We start from the raw sequence: 18789 nt of genomic DNA, 5'->3' as shown, positions 1-18789 counted from the left end.
ACTTTAGTCGAATTGACTTCGCTTTCCTCTAACCCAAAGGTTGCATTTTACAAATGCTGCAACTTTTGAGTTAGGGGATTTTGTTCCATGAATTTAAGATATTCGTCCCTCGCCCTTTTGCTTACCCTCGTTGCCTGTGACGGTTCGGAGAGTTCTTCTCCACCAGTGCCAGCTTCGAACAATCCTTCTCCTCCAACCACTGTATCGGGCGGAACGTTCGGCGAACCCAGCACCACTGCTCCCGCGGAAAAACTCACGCCAGACACAGCGCGGGCCGTTGCGGCCACACTGAAGGCATCAGGCCAATTCAAGCAGGCTGCAGATATCCTGCTGTCTGTCGGACTATCGCAGGAAGCCGGAACGATGCTCGCGGATGGCGGCTTTGAAGATGAAGCGTTCAATCTGCTGGCACCGAAACACAATCCCGTCAACGACAAGAATGACTATGATACATCCGCAGGCGGCTCGATCAAAGCTGCGTTGATTGATGAGACAAAATCCGTCAAGCGCCAGCAGATGACGATCAATGGCAAGGTGATCAATTATACGGCTCAATCCGGTCATTTGATCGCCTACGCGCCCAAGGATGCACAAACCGGCAAGGAAGATGCAGAAGCCGCTATTTTCTATACTGCCTATACGCGTGATGGTCTGCCGAAGGAAAAACGCCCGGTGACCTTTCTGTGGAATGGCGGGCCAGGCTCTGCCTCGATCTGGCTGCATATGGGTTCGTGGGCCCCAATGCGGTTGAAATCCGATGCCCCCACCATTCCGATGGAATATGATTACGAGCAGCCAACGAGCCTTCCATCGGAAGAAAATGCGATAACGCTGCTGGATAAATCAGATCTGGTATTTGTTGATCCTGCAGGAACAGGCTACTCAACAGCTGTTTCTCCTCATACCAACCAGGACTTCTGGGGAACAGATCCCGACGCGGCCCTGATCCGCGATTTCATCACCCGATACAACAATGTGAACAACCGGCAAACATCGCCAAAATATCTTTACGGCGAGTCCTATGGCGGCATCCGCATCCCTATTGTCGCGGACCTTCTGCTCAATGACGGCACAGCCCGCTTTGCACCGGACAGTTCAGGCAATCCGCAAATCGCGCTTTCCGGGTTCATTCTGAACTCCCCTCTGCTCGACTATCTATCGAATTGCAACATGCCTTCCGGTGCTGTGGAGACGAACTATTCCTGTGCCGGATATCTGCCGTCATACGCTTTTGCCGGCGATTTTCATAAACTTGCAACGGCCCGGGGAACAGCGTCCGCCGAAGCGTTCCTTCAAACGATGCGTGATTTCGTCAACAAAGAATATATACCGACCCTGGCCAAATACTCGACCACAAAGCCCGCGACCGGCAACTCTCCATGGCAGGATTTTGTGGATACGCAACCAGGCAAGAATTTTCTGGCGAAACTCGTGGCAAACACCGGCATGCCGGAATCGGAGTGGAAAAGCACACCCAATATTTACCCCGATTGGGTTCAAGACCACTGGATCGATGGTTTCAAGCTCGGCCGCTATGATGCACGCATGAAACTCCCGTCGAACGCACCCTATGCTCCAGACAATTATATCGACGTGGCATTCGTCAACGAGTTCAAAAAGTATATGCAAGCCTCCGTCAATTATCAGAACGGATCGAGATATAGTGAATGTTGCGACGCAATTTATTCGTGGAAATGGCCGCACAGAGGATCTACCGGTGAATACAGCCCTTCCAGCATTCCCGACTTCAGGGAAGCGCTTAGTCTGAATCCAAGTTTGAAAGTCCTGGTTCTGCACGGCTATGAGGATATTGCTACGCCGGGCTTTCAAACCGAGATGGATCTGTCCAATGCGGCGATGACCGACCGTGTGCCGGTCAAATGGTTCGAAGGCGGCCATATGATCTATAATACGGAAGCCTCTCGCGCACCTTTGAAAACAGAGATCGATAAATATTATGACGACCCGCGCTACAGCTTGCCGCCAGCCGTGGCCCTCTCGAATTAGGAGCATATGTTATGCGATATGAAGTTTTTTCACCTGTCCTTCTTCTGGCGATCGGCATTATGCTCGCCTCACCCGCCTACGCCTATGATGATCTTCCTGTTCCCCCGCCAGCACCGGCCGGAACAGTGCTCAAGCCGCTGACAAATGAATCCATCCAAACTGAGCTTGACCAGCGATTGGCTGATCGTTTCAGAACTGCAGCGGGGTCTTCTTCCCAACTGACTGCACAGCAGGCAAAGGATTCAGGCTGGGGCTTTATTTCCGACCACTTTGCGCAGATCGACAAGGGACATCAGGGCTATGTCACCTTCAAACAGATCCAGGCCTTCATCGATGCCCGTTCCCTTGGCAATCCGGTTGAAACCAGAGCACGGGCAAGAGCAGCGGCGGCCATCCAAAGAATCGAATGAGAGCAAAAGCGGAGCCCGTTGTTCCTTTCAAGGGGGATAGCACAGGAGACCGGCCTTTCAACAAGGCCGGTCTTTTTGCATGTCTTCTATTGCGGCAAGGTGCAGGCCATAGCTGACGTCAGAGGTGGCGTCTGCTTGCCATCGGGCGCAAAGGATGGTGGCGCCGTTTCCGCTGACGGTTTGCTGGCCCAGCAACTCGGTTTGTCGCCAAGGGTGAATTCCAGCGTACCGCCATCTTTCACCGTATCGAGGGGAAGCCAGGTGCTGTCATGCGCCTTGCCGTTGACCATAAGGCTCTGGATATAGTTCGAAGCTGTATTGCTGGTCTTCAGCGTCACCAGTTTACCATTACCAAGTTTTATAACCGCTTGCGGAAAAAGCGGGCTGGCAAGGCTCAAGCCCGGTACAGCTGGAATCTCCGGATAGAGGCCCAGTGCGCCCCAGATAAACCATCCCGATGTAGCACCTTCATCGTCATTTCCGGGAAGTCCCGTTGAGGCCGTCGAGTACTGCTGAGTGAGGATACGGCGGACAAGCGCCTGCGTCTTGTAGGGCTGGCTCGTCCAATTATAGAGGAACGGCGCCGCGAAAGTTGGCTCATTGCCGATCCATAGATAAGGGTTCTGCTCTCCGGCATTGAGGTTTGGTGAAAGCATCCAGCCGGTCGAGCGCATCCTTCTCCGAGCCTGCTGATGCGTTCTTGTCTTTCACCAGCATGCGAAACAGACCGCGAATGTCGTGCGGCACCAGATAGGTATATTGTTCCGCGTTCCCCTCTCTGAAATACGTGTCCTGATCCTTCCGGAAAACATAGGATTGCCATGTACCGTCGGCATTGCGTGGCTGCGGCTGCGGTGCGGGCTGAACCGCCATGTTTTTCCAATCCGGATTAAACAGATTTGCCCAATTGCCGGACCGTTTCAGCAGTCCGGTTGCCGCCTCGGGTTCGCTCCCGACAACGAGCTGGCTGTCTTTGCTGGCAAGGGCAGCGATAAAACGCGAAATGGCGAAATCGGTGCTGGCATATTCCATATTGGTCGAAGCCGATGTGGCCGTGCTTTTTCCCCAGCCCTGAACGAGATAACCCTTGCTTACGTATTCAGCCAAACCAGGCAGCGTGGTCGTATTCCGGCACGTGGTGGTGGTGCCGGAGGACGAGTCCAGCATAATCTGCCGGGCCGCAGCGGTATCAAAAGCCGTCGCACCGAAAGCATAACTTTGGGCAACAATGATCGAAGCACCGTCTCCCGGCATGATATCGCTGTTGGTGTTGCCCTCGACCCACATGGGGAAGGTGCCGGTCTTGCCATTTGGCCCGCATTGCTTGGCATCATTGACCAGCGACTGCATCATGTCGCTGACTTCCTGCGGATAGAGCAATGCCTGCAGCGGGATCAATGAGCGGTACGTATCCCAGCTGGAGAAGGTCGTGTATTGGGTGCGGCCTTTCTCCGTCGTCATTTTTTTCGAATTGCTGCTGAAACTCATATAATCGCCGTTGGCATCACTATAGACCGACGGCGCTATCAGCGAATGGTAAAGTGCCGTGTAGAATTTCTTCAAATCGTCAGCGCTGCCACCCGTGACCTGAATTGAATTGAGGCGCGTGTTCCAGGCTGCGTCGGCCTGTTTGCGTGCCTGCTCAAACGTCAGCCCGCTGCTTTCCTTCTGCAGATTGTCTTTGGCATTGTCGATGCTGACATAGGAAACACCCACTTTCACCCCGACCACAGTGGGCGAACCAGCCGTGGCAGCAGGGGCGAAGGTCAGAGTTGTCGATGCGCCCGACGCCGTGCCGGTGAATGGCTGATCGAACTGGGCAAAGAAATAAACCGGGTAAGTCTGTCCGTTGCTGCAGAAGCCGCCGCCGGTGGCAGAGCCGGAAACTGTTTGTGTCGCCGTGTCGATTTGCAGGTTGCCGCCATATCCAATGGAATTTGTTTTGGCAGTGATCTTCAGCAGCGCATTGCTCCCGGCGGGATACGCAAACTTTGCCAGACCCGTTCGCGTCGTCGCGGTTAAGTCAGTCTCGACATTGGTATCGGTAAATTTGACGTGGTAATAACCGGGCTTCGCAATCTCATCCTTTCCATGATCGAATACCGCGCTCGTTTGCGACGCATCGGTTGCGGGCAAGAAGGGAACGGTACCGCCTGAATAGCAGCCCACGCCGCTGAGGCGGATCAGATTGAAACCCGTTATACTCTTGCTTGGATAATGATAACCGGATGGGCTCCATGGTGTACTGAGAGATGGCGTGTCGGGGCCAAACGCAACCATACCAAAGGGCACACTGGCGGTGGGTGCGGTGAAGCCACCCAGCAGATATTCGGTGGAGCCTGGAACATCCGACGGGGGCACCTCATCCGACCCGATCAGCGGGTCCACATAGCCAGTAAGATCAAGCTTCTTCCATTCCGGTATCGGCGGCTTGGTATCGGTTGGGGTAACCGGTGGCGGAGCAGCTTCATCAGGCTTGTTCGCCGGTGGATTTTGCTGGGCAACGTCAAACGTTGCCTCCGATGCGGGCTTGTTGCTGGCGGTTTTATTATCGTCGCGACAGCCCGCAAGAACTGCAAGCGACAGGACAGCCGGAATCAATACGTGTTTCACAACAGTTTCCTCCCTATCAATGGTTGAAAAATTACCGGCACTTCAGGGCCGGTGGTCCGTCCGAATACGCAACGGAAAGTAATAAAGGGCCGTCATGGACGGCCCTATCTTTGCTATTGGATCATTTGCACGCCCGGCAACGGCTTGGCGGTGGCCTTGGTATAATCGGCGTCCGGTCCGGATGGCGGAGTAAGATCGTCACCCGAGCCCCAATCGGTCGGCTTGTCCGAAAGCGTGAACCTTATCTCACCACCCTTGGCGATCTTGTCGAGAGGCAGCCACGTTCCCTGATAGACTGTGCCGCCCAGCTTCATCTCCTTGATATAGGGTGCTTTGGCCAGCATCGCCTCTTTGTCAGTGGTAATGTGGAGCTTGTTGCCATCGGCAAACCAGAGGGTGATATCGGAGAATTGCGGCGTGGCGACTGCAAGACCGGGTGTTGATGGTATCACAGGAAACAGCCCAAGCGCCGACCAGACATACCAGCTCGATGTTGCACCCATATCGTCATTGCCGGGCAAACCACCGGGCGTTGTCAGGAACGTGTTGTTCATGATGATCGGCAGGATGTATTGGGTATATTTTGCACCCCCGGCCCAATTGTAAGCCCAGGGCGCCTGAAAGGCTGGTTCGTTGCCGATATATAGTTTGTGCGAGTTCTCTGGATAGCCGCCCTCCGCTTGACCATCAAGCTGGGCGCCGGTCGGCTCTTTGCCTTCGAACGGTTTGCCGGTGTCGAAAGAAACCAGATTGTTCAGCCGATCAATGGCTTTGGCTTTACCGCCAAGCTTGCTGATCAGCGACGTCCAGTCATAGGCGAAGGTCCAAATGTAATTCTCTTCGGTGGATTCATGAAAACTGCCGCCAACCATGGCACCGGACGCGTCCTTTGCCCGCAAAGTTTTGGTCGTGTCGTCAAATATATTCGTCCAGTTTTTCGCACCGGCGACAAGGGTTTCAATATCTGCCTTATCAGCGCCGGCTGTTGATGGCAACGCAGCAAGGAATGCTGCAACAGACCGGTCTGTCATCATCCGTTCAATTGTGCCGGATGAAGAGTGGCCGGATCCACTGCTCGGCACGTATCCCTTTTTACGGTAAACTGCCAATGCACCGCCGGAACTCGATTTGTCATTACAGGCGCTGTTCGGGTCAAAGACTGATTGCTTCATAAATTTGCGAGCGTTCTCAAGGTCGAATTTCTTCGCACCAAACACATAGGAACCGGCGACAACATTTGGGGCATGATCGCCTTCCATTGGTGTCGTATCTTCGCTGCCATCCACCCAATGGGGGAATGCACCGCATTGCTGGGCATCGGCAACAAGCGACTGCATCATGTCACTGGCTTCCTCGGGTGCGATCAGCGCCACCATCTGGGCCTGCGAGCGATACGTATCCCACATGGAATAACCGGAATAATGCGTCTTGTAGGTGGCGTCCTTGCCATCGACCTTGAACGGATAATTGGCAACATTTTCCGTGGCGCGCTCGGGCACGATATCCCCGGGCTGCTTCAGATCGGTTTGTTTCATGCTGCGATAATCGCCATTCACATCGCTATAGACGGTGGGGCCGCTGAACACACGATAGAAGGCACTGTAGAACTTTCTCAGATTGGTGTCGGCTGCTGCCGCCTGATCGGCTGTCAGTTTCGCTGCGGCCATTTTGACGGGGTCAGCCAGACCGATCTGGATCGTGTTCAAACGGCTGTTCCAATTCTTGGCAGAATTGGCCTTGACCGTATCGAAGGCCCAGTCCTTGTTCTCAGTATCGAGATTCTGCTTGGCATTGGCGACACTGACCGAGGAGATACCAACCTTGATCTGAACAACCTTGTCCGCATCGGTCAGATCAAAGTGAAGAATGGCTACGCCGTTGGTCACCGGCGACGTCTCGCGTTTGATCTTCTTGTCGAACTGCGCATGAAAATAGACCGGTTGATACCACTGCGCACCGCAGAAAGGGCCAACGACAGTATGACCGGAGATTGACTGGCCATCAGCGCCCAGCACGATCTCGACGAGATTGGGGGACATCCCGCTTTTTTGAGTATTGTTGCGGGTTGGATCGATGACGAGAATAGCTTTGGCACTGTCACTATAGGTGAAGCGCGCCATGCCGGAACGCGTTGTTGCCGTCATCTCGCTGAGAATGCCGCTATTAAATTTGACCTTGTAATAGCCTGGTTCAGCTGCCTCATTCTTGTGATCAAAACTGTTGCCGCTGGACATAATGATGTTCTTGCCACTGTTGGCGGCAGAAATTTGCTCGACATTGTCCGTCGGCAGCATCGCAACGGCGCCCTGACTGCGGCAGCCGGGACCATTCAGGTGCGTCATGCTGAAAAACTGGATGGCCGTGTCATCGTAGTGATAGCCCCCCGAGCCAAAGCCGTATCCGCCACCGCTTCCCCTCGTGTCCGGACCAAAGCTCACCATGCCGAAGGGAGTCTGGGCACCCGGATTGTTGTCACCGGAGAACGTCCCGCCGACATCGCTGAAGGTGGTGCCAATGAATGGATTGACATATTGCGTCAGCGCCAGATCGACACGTGGCGCAGGTTTGGGTTTGGTATCCGGTATGTTGACGACAGGCCCCTTGTCATCGGGCGTCACAACTGGCGTTGTGCCACCAGCGACATCTTCCGGCGTCTGAAACGTACCGGTGGTATCTCCGGACGGTTTGTTTTTACCGGCGGTATTGTCGCGGTCGCACGCGGTCAACGCCGAAGCCAAAGCGAAAACTGAAACAAGCAGCAAAGAACGTTTTAACAATGTATCCTCCCAAAACTACCTTTTAAATCGATTGAATTTTGGCTGATGCGAAACACCACGCAAACATGAGAAATCACTTACTCTCGTGCGCCGAACAAATCTCAATTTAAAATATTCCGGTGAAAGCCAAACGCCCCTCCCAGGACAGTTCGGCCAATCTAAAATGCAGTTGTCTGCAAAGGGCCCTCTCAACTCAGAGGTGTATTAGCCCACATAAAACCCGTCAATTATACTTAAGTCTATGAGACTTAAGTATAATTATCCTCGCGGCATGATTGCAAAATGGTTGACCAGACGCGTAGAAACGGGAGAACGGCGGCAAGAAATCCGGGCTATGAGCCTTTGAAATCTGTGCGCCAAAAATACAAAACGCCGCTGCTTTGTTCCGGCAGCGGCGTTGTTGGAAACACGGGAACCAGCGATCAGTCAAACACGATCGCCGGGGCAGCGCGCCCCGGATTGGCCTTGGCCGCCTGCAGCTGATCCCAGACCTTGGCGGCAATATCGCGATAGACTTTCGCCTGCGGACCATCGGGATTGCTGATGACAACAGGCGTACCCGCGTCGGACATTTCGCGGATTTCCATCACCAGCGGTACTTCGCCGAGGAAGGGAACACCCAATCTTTCGGCTTCGGCACGCGCGCCACCATGACCGAAAATATCGTAGCGGTTGCCTGTATCCGGCGCGATGAAATAGCTCATGTTCTCGACAATGCCGAGCAAGGGTACATCAACCTTCTTGAACATGTTGAGACCCTTGCGCGCATCGATGAGCGCCAGATCCTGCGGCGTCGAGACGATGACAGCACCGGCAAGCGGCACCTGCTGCGCCATGGTCAGCTGAGCGTCGCCGGTGCCGGGCGGCATGTCGACCACGAGCACATCCAGATCGCCCCACTGCACCTCGCGCAACATCTGCGTCAGTGCCGACATGACCATCGGGCCACGCCAGATCATCGGGGTTTCCTCATCAACCAGAAAACCGATCGACATGACTTTCAGGCCGTAGCCTTCCATCGGCTTGAGCACGCGGCCCGACACCACTTCCGGACGGCCGGAGAGATGCAACAACCGCGGCATCGAAGGTCCGTAAATATCCGCATCGAGAATACCAACGCGGTGGCCGTTCGCCTGCAGGCCGAGCGCCAGATTGACCGCTGTGGTTGACTTTCCGACACCGCCCTTGCCCGAGGCAACGGCAATGATGGCTCCAACGCCGGGAACACCGGATTTTACCGGTGCGGCGGCATGGCCATGCTGATGGGGGGGCTGCTGGTTGCGCTGCTACACGCGGTGGCGGCACTGCACCAGCCGGCGCCGGACGCTGGGCTGGCCTGACAGGAGCTGTCGGGGCCGGACGCGGCACCGCATCATCACTTGTTGGTCCGCCCTTTTTCTCGGCAGTCAACGCAACGATCGCACCGGCGACACCCGGCATGTTCTTGACAACACGTTCAGCTGCGGCACGCAGCGGATCAAGCTCCTGTGCCCGCGCCGCCGGAACGGTGATGGAAAAGAACACCTTGTTGTCAGCAATGAAAATATCCGAGACAAGACCCAGATCGACAATGTTGCTGTTGAAATCAGGACCAGTCACTGTTTTCAGCTGATCGAGAACCTGTTCCTTGGTCACGCCTGCCATTGCATATTATTCCTTTTATTCCCTGCAGCTTCACTTAGTGCAGTTGAACAAAAACGCCAATGGGGCAAAGCGTAACTTCCGCTGCAAAACGCCCCGTTGAACGAGGCGGTTTGCAGAGTTTTCCTTGGATAAGGATCAGACTTTCCACACGCCGGGAACCTGCCGGGTGGCGATGTTGAGGCGGTTCCAGATGTTGACGTTGGCGATGGCCAGAACCAGATCTCCCAGCTGCTTCTCGTCAAAATGCTTGGTGGCTTCGTTCCAGACATCGTCCGGCACCGGGTCAGCACGATCAGCCACGCGGGTGACGGCTTCAGTCAGCGCCAGTACGGAACGTTCGGCATCGCTGAAATAAGGCGTATCGCGCCATACCGATACGGCAAAAAGCCGTTCATCCGTTTCACCTGCCTTGCGGGCAAGACGCGGGTGCATATCAACGCAGACACTGCAGCCGTTGATCTGACTGGCGCGCAGATGCACGAGGTCAAGCAAGCCTTTCGGAAACTCGGTATTGCCGGTGGATGCGGCCAGCGCCTGCAAGGCTTTCATGGCTTCGGGGTTGATCATTGCCGGGTTGCTCATACGTGCTTGCATAATCTTTATCCTTCCAATTCTTTAATGATCCGGATCATAGATTGTCCGGGGTTTCGACCTTGACGGTTCGCCGGTCCGGATTGTTTGTCACATCGGCCGGAATTGCTTCGTCAGTGTGTTGACGAAACAGCATGGGAAAACGTGACAGATGGATGCGAAAAAAATTCTGACCGGGCAATTCGAGACCAACCGCAACCATTTGCGGCGGGTGGCTTACCGGATGCTGGGCTCAATGACCGAGGCTGAAGATGCGGTGCAGGAAGTGTGGCTGCGTTTGAACCGTACGGATATTGGCGATGTCGGCAATTTGAGCGGCTGGCTGACCACCGTGGTGTCGCGTGTGTGCCTCGACATGCTGCGCGCCCGTAAATCACGGCGCGAAGACCAGCTCGGCCCCGATACGCCGGAACCCGCGGTGACCCCCGAAACCGGCGGTGATCCCGAACAGGACATTCTGATGACCGACTCAGTCGGTGTTGCCTTGCTGGTGGTGCTTGAGCGGCTGGCACCGGCGGAGCGGCTGGCTTTCGTGCTGCATGACATGTTCGGTATTTCTTTTGACGAGATCGCGCCCATTGTCGACCGCACACCGGAAGCGGCAAGGCAGCTGGCCAGCCGGGCACGGCGGCGAGTGCAAGGCACCGATACCATTCCAGCTCGCAGTCTTGCCCGTCAGCGCGAGATCGTGAATGCATTTCTGGCCGCATCGCGCGGCGGCGACTTCAACGCGCTTTTGGCCGTGCTTGACCCGGATGTGGTGTTCCGCGCGGACAATGCAGCGGTACAGCTTGGATCGCTGGCAGAAATTCGCGGCGCGGAAGCCGTGGCCAATACGTTCAAGGGGCGGGCGCAGGGTGCAGTGCCGGCGCTTATCGATGGCGCGCTTGGCCTCGCCGTCAAGGTTCAGGGCAGGTTGCATGTGGTCCTGAACCTGACGATTGCAGGGGACAGAATTACGGGTATTGAAGCTGTTGCCGACACTTCCCGTCTCAACGCGCTTGATCTGGTGATACTCAAGAAAGGATCCGGCAGAAAGGAATGAGACCAGCGAGCGGTCTCATTCTGCTTTGGAGGAAAATCCTCAGGAGCCGATGAGAAGCCGCAGCTTCTTCAGGGCCACATCGGTGGTTTCCTTGTAGTCTATAGTGCTTTTGAGACTGGCATTCCGATCAAGCAGCATCACCGATGCGGTATGATCCATGGTGTAGTCACCATTATCGGTCGGCACCTTGCGGGCATAGATTTTCCAGGCCTTGATCAGCTTCTCGATTTCCCTGGGATCGCCGGTGATGCCGGTGATCCGATCGGTGAAGGCAGCGGTATAGCCTTTCATCACTTCAGGCGTATCCCGTTCCGGATCGACCGAAATGAAGAAAACTTTCAGATCCTTGCCTTCATCGCCCAGCGCCTTCAGCCAGCCCGCCATTTCGAACAATGTTGTCGGGCAAACCTCCGGACAATGGGTGAAGCCGAAGAACAGCGCGGTGGGATGACCCTTGAACGCTGCCTCGGTGATCGGCGCACCATTCTGGTCGATCAGCTGAAAAGGCGCACCCAGCGAGACAGGTGCTATCTCGTTGCCCTTGCGGGCACTGTAATAGGTGAAGGCCAGAAAGATCATCAGAACGGCGATGACCGACCACAGTGCGATACGGACGCGGCGAACGTTCATTATTTACCGTGCTCCATTGATGCATTGGCGGCTTCAACTGCGAGGTTGATATTCACCTTGCCTGCCTTCTGGAATTCCAGCGTCACCGGTATGGTCTCACCTTCCTTCAAGGGTGCCTTGATATCAATCAGCATCAGATGCAGGCCGCCAGGCGCAAGCCGAACGATGCCGCCTGCAGGAATTTCAACACCGTCGGCGAGTTTGCGCATTTTCATGACCTCACCTTCCATCTTCATCTCATGCACTTCGACACGGCCGGCAGCCGGGCTTGAGCCGCCGAGCAGACGGTCCGCTTCCCTGGCCCCATTGGTAATCGAGACATAGCCGCCACCCACCTTGGCACCCGGCAAAGTTGCACGGGCATAGGCACCAGCCAGAACGAGATCGCCAGCTTTCACCTGGCTCTTGGCTTCACGGGCTTCCATTGCAGTCGCATCTTCCTTGCTCATGGCGGAATGATCATGGGCCTGGGCAGAGAATGCGAAGGATGCAGCGAACAGGGCAAGAGCAGCTGTTTTGAGGACGTAGTTCATGGTTTTCTCCAATTCTTTTTACGAGAATACGCGTTTGAGAGGGGATGGAACAAGCTGGATCAATTGATCGAGAACCAGCATCGCCAGAATGGCAAACCCGGTGAGCGGGAAGAGAACACCGAAGCCGAGAATGATCAGGGTCAAAGCCGCAAAGACGCTTTTTTGCGATGGCATCGGCGGAACACCGAGACGGCCGGACGGGCGCCGCTTCCACCACATGATCACGGCAGAAACGGACGCCAGGATGATGGCAAGGCAGGTGAGCAGCATGATGGCCTTGTTCAAGGCACCCCAATATTGTCCCATATGAACGCCAATGCCGAACTCGATGACCTTGGCAGCGGGGCCATAATCAGCAAACTTGATATCGGCCAGCGGCTGGCCGCTATACCGGTCGTAATGAATAGTGCGCTGTTTACCGATGTCATCAGGAAAGACAGCGGCCGTGTAGACACTTTCGGGACCAGACGGCAGTGCCACTTCGAAGCCCCGCACCATGCCAGCTGCCTGCGAAGCGGCGACAACATCGTTGAGTGTTGCAACTTTGATACCTTCCTCTTTAACCGAAGACAGAGGTGCGGAAGACTGCTCCACCGTCCAGCCTGCATCCGTCAGCGCTTCGCTGAGAGGTATCTGCGATACCGGCTTTGCATTCCAGACCTGAGCGGGGAAGCCAAGGCCGGAATCATCCAGCATCGTATGCAGTTTGTCGCCCCAATAGGATGACCATGGCATGCCGGTGATGGCGAGGAAGAAAATCAGCACCCCGGCAATGGAACCGGTAACCGCATGCACATCGCGCCAGAAGATGCGTTTATCGGGTGTGCCACGCACACTCATAACACCGCCAGACTGTTTGCGCGGCCACCAGAGATAAAACCCGGTAATGACAAGAATGAGCGCCAGACCGCCCACCGCCTCAACGATCCAGTCGAGCGAGAGATTGAAGTAAACGAGGCTGTGTATCTTGCGCACGACCCAGTTGAACTCCTCCTTTTCAGCAACTTTGCCAAGCACCGCGCCCGAATAGGGATCAACAAAAACCAGCACTTTGCCTGTAGTGGTTTCTACGGTCACCCGGGCGGACCGGTCCGCTGCGGGCGGGTCGCGGTAGCGCAACACGGTTGAACCGGGCACCGCAGCCTTGGCGCTGTCGGCAAGGAGCGCAGGTGCGAGTGTTTCCGAATGGGGTGTAACCACATTGCGATAGGCAAAGAAAGTCGTATCGATCTGATTTTTAAACAGGTACAGCCCGCCGGTGACGGCGAGATTGATCATAAAGGGGATGACCAGAAGGCCGGCGAAAAAATGCCAGCGCCAGATGGCCCGGTAAAGAGATTGACTGATGTCCTTAGGCTTCTCCGAAGCCATGGTTGAGACGGTCATGCGTGTTCCAATCGTCTGACAGCAACAGAAATTGGCCTGTGAAAGCCAATGGCGCGCGCCGCACATGGCGCAGTCCTTCCGGCCGGTGAAAGACCAGCATTCGAAAGGATGTGCTTTAGACGAGAGGGGGTGCCTGAGGCGGGGCTGCCGGAGGGTAAAGGCTGCGGGCAATCAGAACAGCTTCACGCTTGATGGCAAGCGATGTTGCCGGTTCAACCTTTTGGCCAGCCGTCTGCGGCGGGACAGGCAGGATAAACGACGCGGAAATACGGCAGGCTTCGCAGCCGGTGCCATGCCATGCGCTCTTGTGCGGGTCCTGATCGCCGCTACCGGGAAGGCAGAGCACAGGAACGGTACCATCAGGAAGCGTATAGGCGGCAAGATCGATCCGATCGTTCGCGGAAGCCGCGACTGGCTGATGCGCGAAAGCGACGAAGACAAGCGCCAGCGCGCACAGCGTGCGCACAGCCAGTTGCCAATCGTACCCAAATTTACGCATCACATCCCCGTTTTGCGGTTCCGGCTAACCAGATAGCGCAGCTTGCGGGCGAAATCTATGCGGCAAAGCGACAAATCCGGCGGACGGGCCTATTCGGCCAGTGATGTGATCTCGACCAGCCACGCATCAGACGGAATACGCGTGAAGGCAACAGTTTCTGATTTCTGGATATGCAGCACATCGCCCAGCCCGAGCGTTTCGCCGGAAACGAGCTCCGCATCGCTGCGCAGAAGCACAAATGTTTCGTCGGCTTTCCCGAATATTTCTGCATTGACCAGTCTGGTCGACTGGGCTGAAAATTTCCCCCGGCGCACCATGACGTTGAGGTCCATCACTTCATGCAAGACAACGGCGCTTGTGGCGGCATCACCGGGAAAGGCCATTGCAGCGGAGGATGCATCCATCGTTGCAGGCGGCTTGCCCTCAACGGTCAGAACCATCTCACCTTCCAGCACGGCCAGCACCCGGTCAACACCGGCAAAGGCCGAGAACGGTCCTGATGCCGGAACCTTGGCCATACTGATGCGCCAGTCGAAATTATCGACAGACGCATCACCGGGAAAAATGGCAATCTCGGTGGTGACACCCTTGCCATTCTTCCACGGCATCTGGCGATGATCAGTGGCACGCAGGATGCGCATCAGCCGAGAATGCCCGGCAGGTTGAGACCCTTCTCCCTGGCGCAATCGATGGCGATTTCATAACCCGCATCCGCATGGCGCATAACGCCGGTAGCCGGATCATTCCACAGCACGCGCTCGATGCGGCGCTTGGCATCGTCCGTGCCGTCAGCGCAGATGACCATGCCCGCATGCTGCGAGAAGCCCATGCCGACACCGCCGCCATGATGCAGTGAAACCCATGTGGCTCCCGACGCCGTGTTGAGCAGAGCATTCAGCAGCGGCCAGTCGGAAACGGCATCCGAACCGTCTTTCATAGATTCTGTCTCACGGTTTGGCGAAGCAACGGAGCCCGAATCCAGATGATCGCGGCCGATCACAACGGGTGCCTTGAGTTCGCCATTGCGGACCATTTCGTTGAAGGCAAGACCGAGACGGTGGCGATCACCCAGTCCCACCCAGCAGATGCGCGCTGGCAGACCCTGAAACGCAATACGATCGCGCGCCATGTCGAGCCAATGATGCAGATGGGTATTACCGGGGGTGAGTTCCTTTACCTTGGCATCGGTCTTGTAGATGTCCTCCGGATCGCCAGACAAAGCCGCCCAGCGGAACGGGCCAATGCCACGACAAAAGAGCGGGCGGATATAGGCAGGCACGAAACCGGGGAACGCAAAGGCGTTTTCCAGCCCTTCATCCTTGGCGACCTGACGGATATTATTGCCATAGTCGAGAGTCGGAATGCCGGCTTCCCAGAAAGCAATCATCGCTTCGACGTGCTCGCGCATGGAAGCGCGGGCCGCTTTCTCGACGGCTTTGGGATCGCTCTCGCGCTTGGCCTTCCATTCGGCCATGGTCCAGCCCTTGGGCAGATAGCCATTGATCGGATCGTGGGCCGATGTCTGATCGGTAACGATATCAGGGCGAATGCCGCGACGGACCATTTCGGGCAGAATTTCTGCCGCATTGCCAAGCAGGCCAACAGATTTGGCTTCACCGGCCTTGGTCCAGCGGTCAATCATTTCGAGCGCTTCGTCGAGTGTTTCGGCCTTGGCATCGACATAGCGGGTGCGCAGGCGGAAATCGATCGAGTCCGGATTGCATTCAATCGCGAGGCAGCAGGCGCCTGCCATGACAGCGGCCAGCGGCTGTGCGCCGCCCATACCGCCGAGGCCACCGGTGAGAATCCATTTGCCTTTGAGATTGCCGCCATAGTGCTGACGGCCCGCCTCAACAAAGGTTTCGTAGGTGCCCTGCACGATGCCCTGCGTGCCGATATAGATCCACGAACCGGCGGTCATCTGGCCATACATGGCCAGACCCTTCTTATCCAGTTCGTTGAAATGGTCCCATGTGGCCCAATGCGGAACGAGATTGGAATTGGCGATAAGCACACGCGGTGCGTCTGCATGGGTGCGGAACACACCTACCGGCTTGCCGGACTGAACCAGCAGCGTTTCGTCTTCGTTCAGCGTTTTCAGCGTCGCAACGATTTTGTCGAAATCATCCCATGTGCGGGTGGCACGGCCAATACCGCCATAGACCACGAGCTCATTCGGGTTTTCGGCCACATCCGGATCGAGATTGTTCATTAGCATGCGCAGCGGCGCTTCAGTCATCCAGGATTTGGTGTTGAGCTCCGGGCCGCGGGGGCTGCGGATTTCACGGATATTGTGGCGTGGATTGTTCATCATAAGCTCCCCAGCTTGAAAGCGGTTTGTTCGAGATTTTCGAGAATGTCCTTGAGATGCTTGCGCAGGCGTTCAGCCTTTTCCTCGTCATAGGCAAAGGGCGGCGCTTCGGTCTGCAAATGGGTGGATTGCGCCAGTTCCATCTGGATCGCATGAACACCCTTTTCCGGCTTGCCATAGTGACGTGTGGTCCAGCCGCCCTTAAAGCGGCCATTCATCACACCGTCATAGCCGGTAGCGGCAAAGGCAAACCGGCCAGTGGCAGCGGCGATTTCCGGTGCACAGCTGGTGCCCTGATTGGTGCCGATGTTGAAATCCGGCAACTTGCCCTGAAACAGGAAGGGAATGTGCGAGCGGATAGAATGGCAGTCATAGAGAATGGCGAGGCCGTGAATGTCCTGAACGCGCTTGATCTCGGCGGCCAGTGCTTCGTGATAGGGCGTGTGAAACTGCTCCAACCGCATCTGGATATCAGCAGCAGCCGGCTTTTCGCCATTGCGCCAGATCGTATGACCGTCGAAATCCGTTTCGGGGATCAGGCCCGTGGTGTTCTGGCCGGGATAAAGGCTGACACCCGCCGGATCGCGGTTGGCGTCGATGACATAGCGATGAAAGGTGGCGCGAACCGTCGTCGCGCCTTCAAGCAGACCGTCGTACAGTGTGTGAATGTGCCAGTCCGTATCGGCCAGCAGCTGACCGTTTTCATTGAGCCGGTCCCAGATATCCTTGGGAACTTCGGTGCCCGTGTGCGGCAGACCGAGAATGATCGGGGAAGATCCCTGTTTGACATCGACAACATTCATAGGCCGGTATCCAGTGCTGGCAATATGCCTGCGGAAATGGCGGCATTGAGAGCGCCAGAGCCGACAAGGTCGGAGACCGCCTTGAGGTCCGGTGCCATATAGCGGTCTTCATCAAGTGTCGGCACAACGGAACGGATTGCCGCGTGGGCGCGGGTCAGTTCCGGGCTTGTCTGCAGCGGGCTGCGCAGGTCGATGCCTTGCGCGGCCGTCAAAGCCTCGATGCCGATGATGGAGAACAGATTGTCCGTCATCTGCAAGAGGCGGCGTGCACCATGGCAGGCCATGGAAACGTGATCTTCCTGATTGGCCGATGTGGGCGTGGAATCGACTGACGCCGGATGCGACATCTGCTTGTTTTCCGACATCAGCGCTGCTGACGTGACTTCGGCAATCATCAGACCGGAATTGAGGCCGGGCTTGCGGGCGAGAAACGCCGGCAGGCCATAGCTCAGGGCTGGATCAACCAGCAGCGCGATACGGCGCTGAGCGATTGAGCCTATCTCGCAGATGGCAAGCGCGATCTGGTCGGCGGCGAATGCCACAGGTTCTGCGTGGAAATTGCCGCCTGATACGACCGACCCATCACTGAGAACCAGCGGATTGTCGGTAACTGCATTGGCCTCGATTTCCAGCGTGCGGGCTGCCATGCGCAGAAGATCAAGACAGGCACCATCGACCTGCGGCTGGCAGCGGATACAATAAGGGTCCTGAACGCGCTCATCCCCTTCGATGTGGCTTGCGCGGATCGGCGAGTTTTCCAGAAGCGCGCGCAAGGCCGCGCCGGTATCGATCTGACCACGATGACCGCGCAGGGTATGAATATCCGGATGGAACGGTGCGGAGGACCCCATCGCCGCATCGGTGGAAAGAGCGCCGGTGATCAACGCCGATTGCGCCGAGCGGTGTGCACGGAACAAGCCGGCGAGCGCGAGTGCCGTTGACACCTGCGTGCCGTTGATCAGGGCAAGGCCTTCCTTGGCGGCGAGCACAACAGGCTTGAGACCAGCCTTGGCAAGGCCTTCGCTGGCATGCATCTGCTGGCCGTCGAAGCTCACATCGCCCTCGCCGATCATCGCTGCAGCCATGTGGGCCAGCGGTGCTAGATCGCCGGATGCTCCGACCGAACCTTTTTCCGGAATGACCGGGATAACGTCCTTGGCCAGCATGGCTTCGATGAGACTGATCAGTTCCGGGCGCACGCCCGATGCGCCCCGGCCGAGCGAAATCAGCTTCAAGGCCATGATCAGACGAACAATATTTTCCGGCAGCGCGTTACCTACACCGCAGCAATGCGACAGGATCAGATTGCGCTGGAGGGTGCCGACATCCGCCGCATCGATGCGGATTGAGGCCAATTTACCGAAACCGGTATTGATGCCATAGACCGGTGCATTACCCGCGGCGATTTCAGCAATGCGCTTTGCTGCCGCCTTGATGCCCTTATGGAACGAGGGATCAAGCCGCACCGGCGTTCCCTGCCAGTAGATTTTTTCGAGTTCCGCCAGAGGAACGGAACCGGGGTGGAGGACGACAGTCATGG

At 56.4% G+C, this 18789-nt stretch carries 15 protein-coding genes and 1 pseudogene; 3 read left to right on the top strand and 13 right to left on the bottom strand.

Annotation, left to right across the window (positions count from 1 at the left end):
* Positions 1-87: 87 nt before the first annotated feature.
* Positions 88-2007, top strand: coding sequence for a hypothetical protein (locus tag HB779_RS06575; protein ID WP_210302610.1), 1920 nt, complete (start codon positions 88-90; stop codon positions 2005-2007).
* A gap of 11 nt (positions 2008-2018) precedes the next feature.
* A complete protein-coding gene (locus HB779_RS06570) occupies positions 2019-2417 on the top strand; it encodes a hypothetical protein (protein ID WP_188344959.1) in 399 nt (132 codons plus the stop codon).
* An 86-nt stretch (positions 2418-2503) separates the two neighbouring features.
* Here HB779_RS06570 and HB779_RS06565 read toward each other — a convergent pair whose 3' ends face one another.
* The 5 genes and pseudogenes from HB779_RS06565 to HB779_RS06545 form a co-directional block, all read right to left on the bottom strand.
* Positions 2504-3073 carry a glycoside hydrolase domain-containing protein gene (locus HB779_RS06565; protein ID WP_188344958.1) on the bottom strand — a complete coding sequence of 190 codons (570 nt, stop codon included), beginning with the start codon at positions 3071-3073 and terminating at the stop codon, positions 2504-2506.
* The gene (locus HB779_RS06560; RefSeq protein ID WP_188344957.1) at positions 3015-5030 is read right to left on the bottom strand and encodes a GH92 family glycosyl hydrolase; all 2016 of its coding nucleotides are present in this window, start codon (positions 5028-5030) and stop codon (positions 3015-3017) included. Before HB779_RS06560 ends, HB779_RS06565 begins: the two co-directional genes overlap by 59 nt.
* Before the next feature lie 113 nt (positions 5031-5143).
* Entirely contained in the window at positions 5144-7807 is a 2664-nt protein-coding gene (locus tag HB779_RS06555; protein WP_210302609.1) for a GH92 family glycosyl hydrolase, read from the bottom strand.
* Positions 7808-8229: 422 nt separating this feature from the next.
* Positions 8230-9451, bottom strand: a pseudogene (locus HB779_RS25645) (Mrp/NBP35 family ATP-binding protein).
* Between the two features lie 135 nt (positions 9452-9586).
* Complete coding sequence (locus HB779_RS06545; RefSeq protein WP_188344956.1) at positions 9587-10045, bottom strand: carboxymuconolactone decarboxylase family protein; 459 nt, start codon at positions 10043-10045, stop codon at positions 9587-9589.
* Between the two features lie 148 nt (positions 10046-10193).
* Between HB779_RS06545 and HB779_RS06540 the strand changes: the two genes are divergently transcribed.
* The gene (locus HB779_RS06540; RefSeq protein WP_188344955.1) at positions 10194-11087 is read left to right on the top strand and encodes a sigma-70 family RNA polymerase sigma factor; all 894 of its coding nucleotides are present in this window, start codon (positions 10194-10196) and stop codon (positions 11085-11087) included.
* A 39-nt stretch (positions 11088-11126) separates the two neighbouring features.
* Here the strand turns inward: HB779_RS06540 and HB779_RS06535 are convergent, their stop codons facing one another.
* The 8 genes from HB779_RS06535 to hutH all read right to left on the bottom strand — a co-directional run bounded on the left by HB779_RS06535 (position 11127) and on the right by hutH (position 18787).
* The gene (locus tag HB779_RS06535) at positions 11127-11717 is read right to left on the bottom strand and encodes an SCO family protein (protein ID WP_188344954.1); all 591 of its coding nucleotides are present in this window, start codon (positions 11715-11717) and stop codon (positions 11127-11129) included.
* On the bottom strand, positions 11717-12250 hold the full coding sequence (locus tag HB779_RS06530) for a copper chaperone PCu(A)C (RefSeq protein WP_188344953.1): 534 nt from the start codon (positions 12248-12250) through the stop codon (positions 11717-11719). Before HB779_RS06530 ends, HB779_RS06535 begins: the two co-directional genes overlap by 1 nt.
* An 18-nt stretch (positions 12251-12268) precedes the next feature.
* On the bottom strand, positions 12269-13636 hold the full coding sequence (locus HB779_RS06525) for a PepSY domain-containing protein (RefSeq protein WP_188344952.1): 1368 nt from the start codon (positions 13634-13636) through the stop codon (positions 12269-12271).
* 115 nt (positions 13637-13751) lie between these two features.
* The gene (locus HB779_RS06520) at positions 13752-14135 is read right to left on the bottom strand and encodes a hypothetical protein (protein WP_188344951.1); all 384 of its coding nucleotides are present in this window, start codon (positions 14133-14135) and stop codon (positions 13752-13754) included.
* 89 nt (positions 14136-14224) lie between these two features.
* Complete coding sequence (locus HB779_RS06515) at positions 14225-14776, bottom strand: HutD family protein (RefSeq protein WP_188344950.1); 552 nt, start codon at positions 14774-14776, stop codon at positions 14225-14227.
* On the bottom strand, positions 14776-16446 hold the full coding sequence (hutU, locus tag HB779_RS06510) for a urocanate hydratase (RefSeq protein ID WP_188344949.1): 1671 nt from the start codon (positions 16444-16446) through the stop codon (positions 14776-14778). The genes HB779_RS06515 and hutU overlap by 1 nt, the downstream gene beginning before the upstream one ends.
* Positions 16446-17249 (bottom strand): N-formylglutamate deformylase, encoded by an 804-nt coding sequence (gene hutG, locus HB779_RS06505; RefSeq protein WP_188344948.1) that lies wholly within the window; start codon positions 17247-17249, stop codon positions 16446-16448. Before hutG ends, hutU begins: the two co-directional genes overlap by 1 nt.
* Complete coding sequence (gene hutH, locus HB779_RS06500; RefSeq protein WP_188344947.1) at positions 17246-18787, bottom strand: histidine ammonia-lyase; 1542 nt, start codon at positions 18785-18787, stop codon at positions 17246-17248. Before hutH ends, hutG begins: the two co-directional genes overlap by 4 nt.
* Positions 18788-18789 lie beyond the last annotated feature (2 nt).

It is taken from the genome of Phyllobacterium sp. 628, from assembly GCF_014189505.1.
Taxonomy (GTDB): domain Bacteria; phylum Pseudomonadota; class Alphaproteobacteria; order Rhizobiales; family Rhizobiaceae; genus Phyllobacterium.
This window is presented reverse-complemented; position numbering and strand designations above follow the sequence as displayed.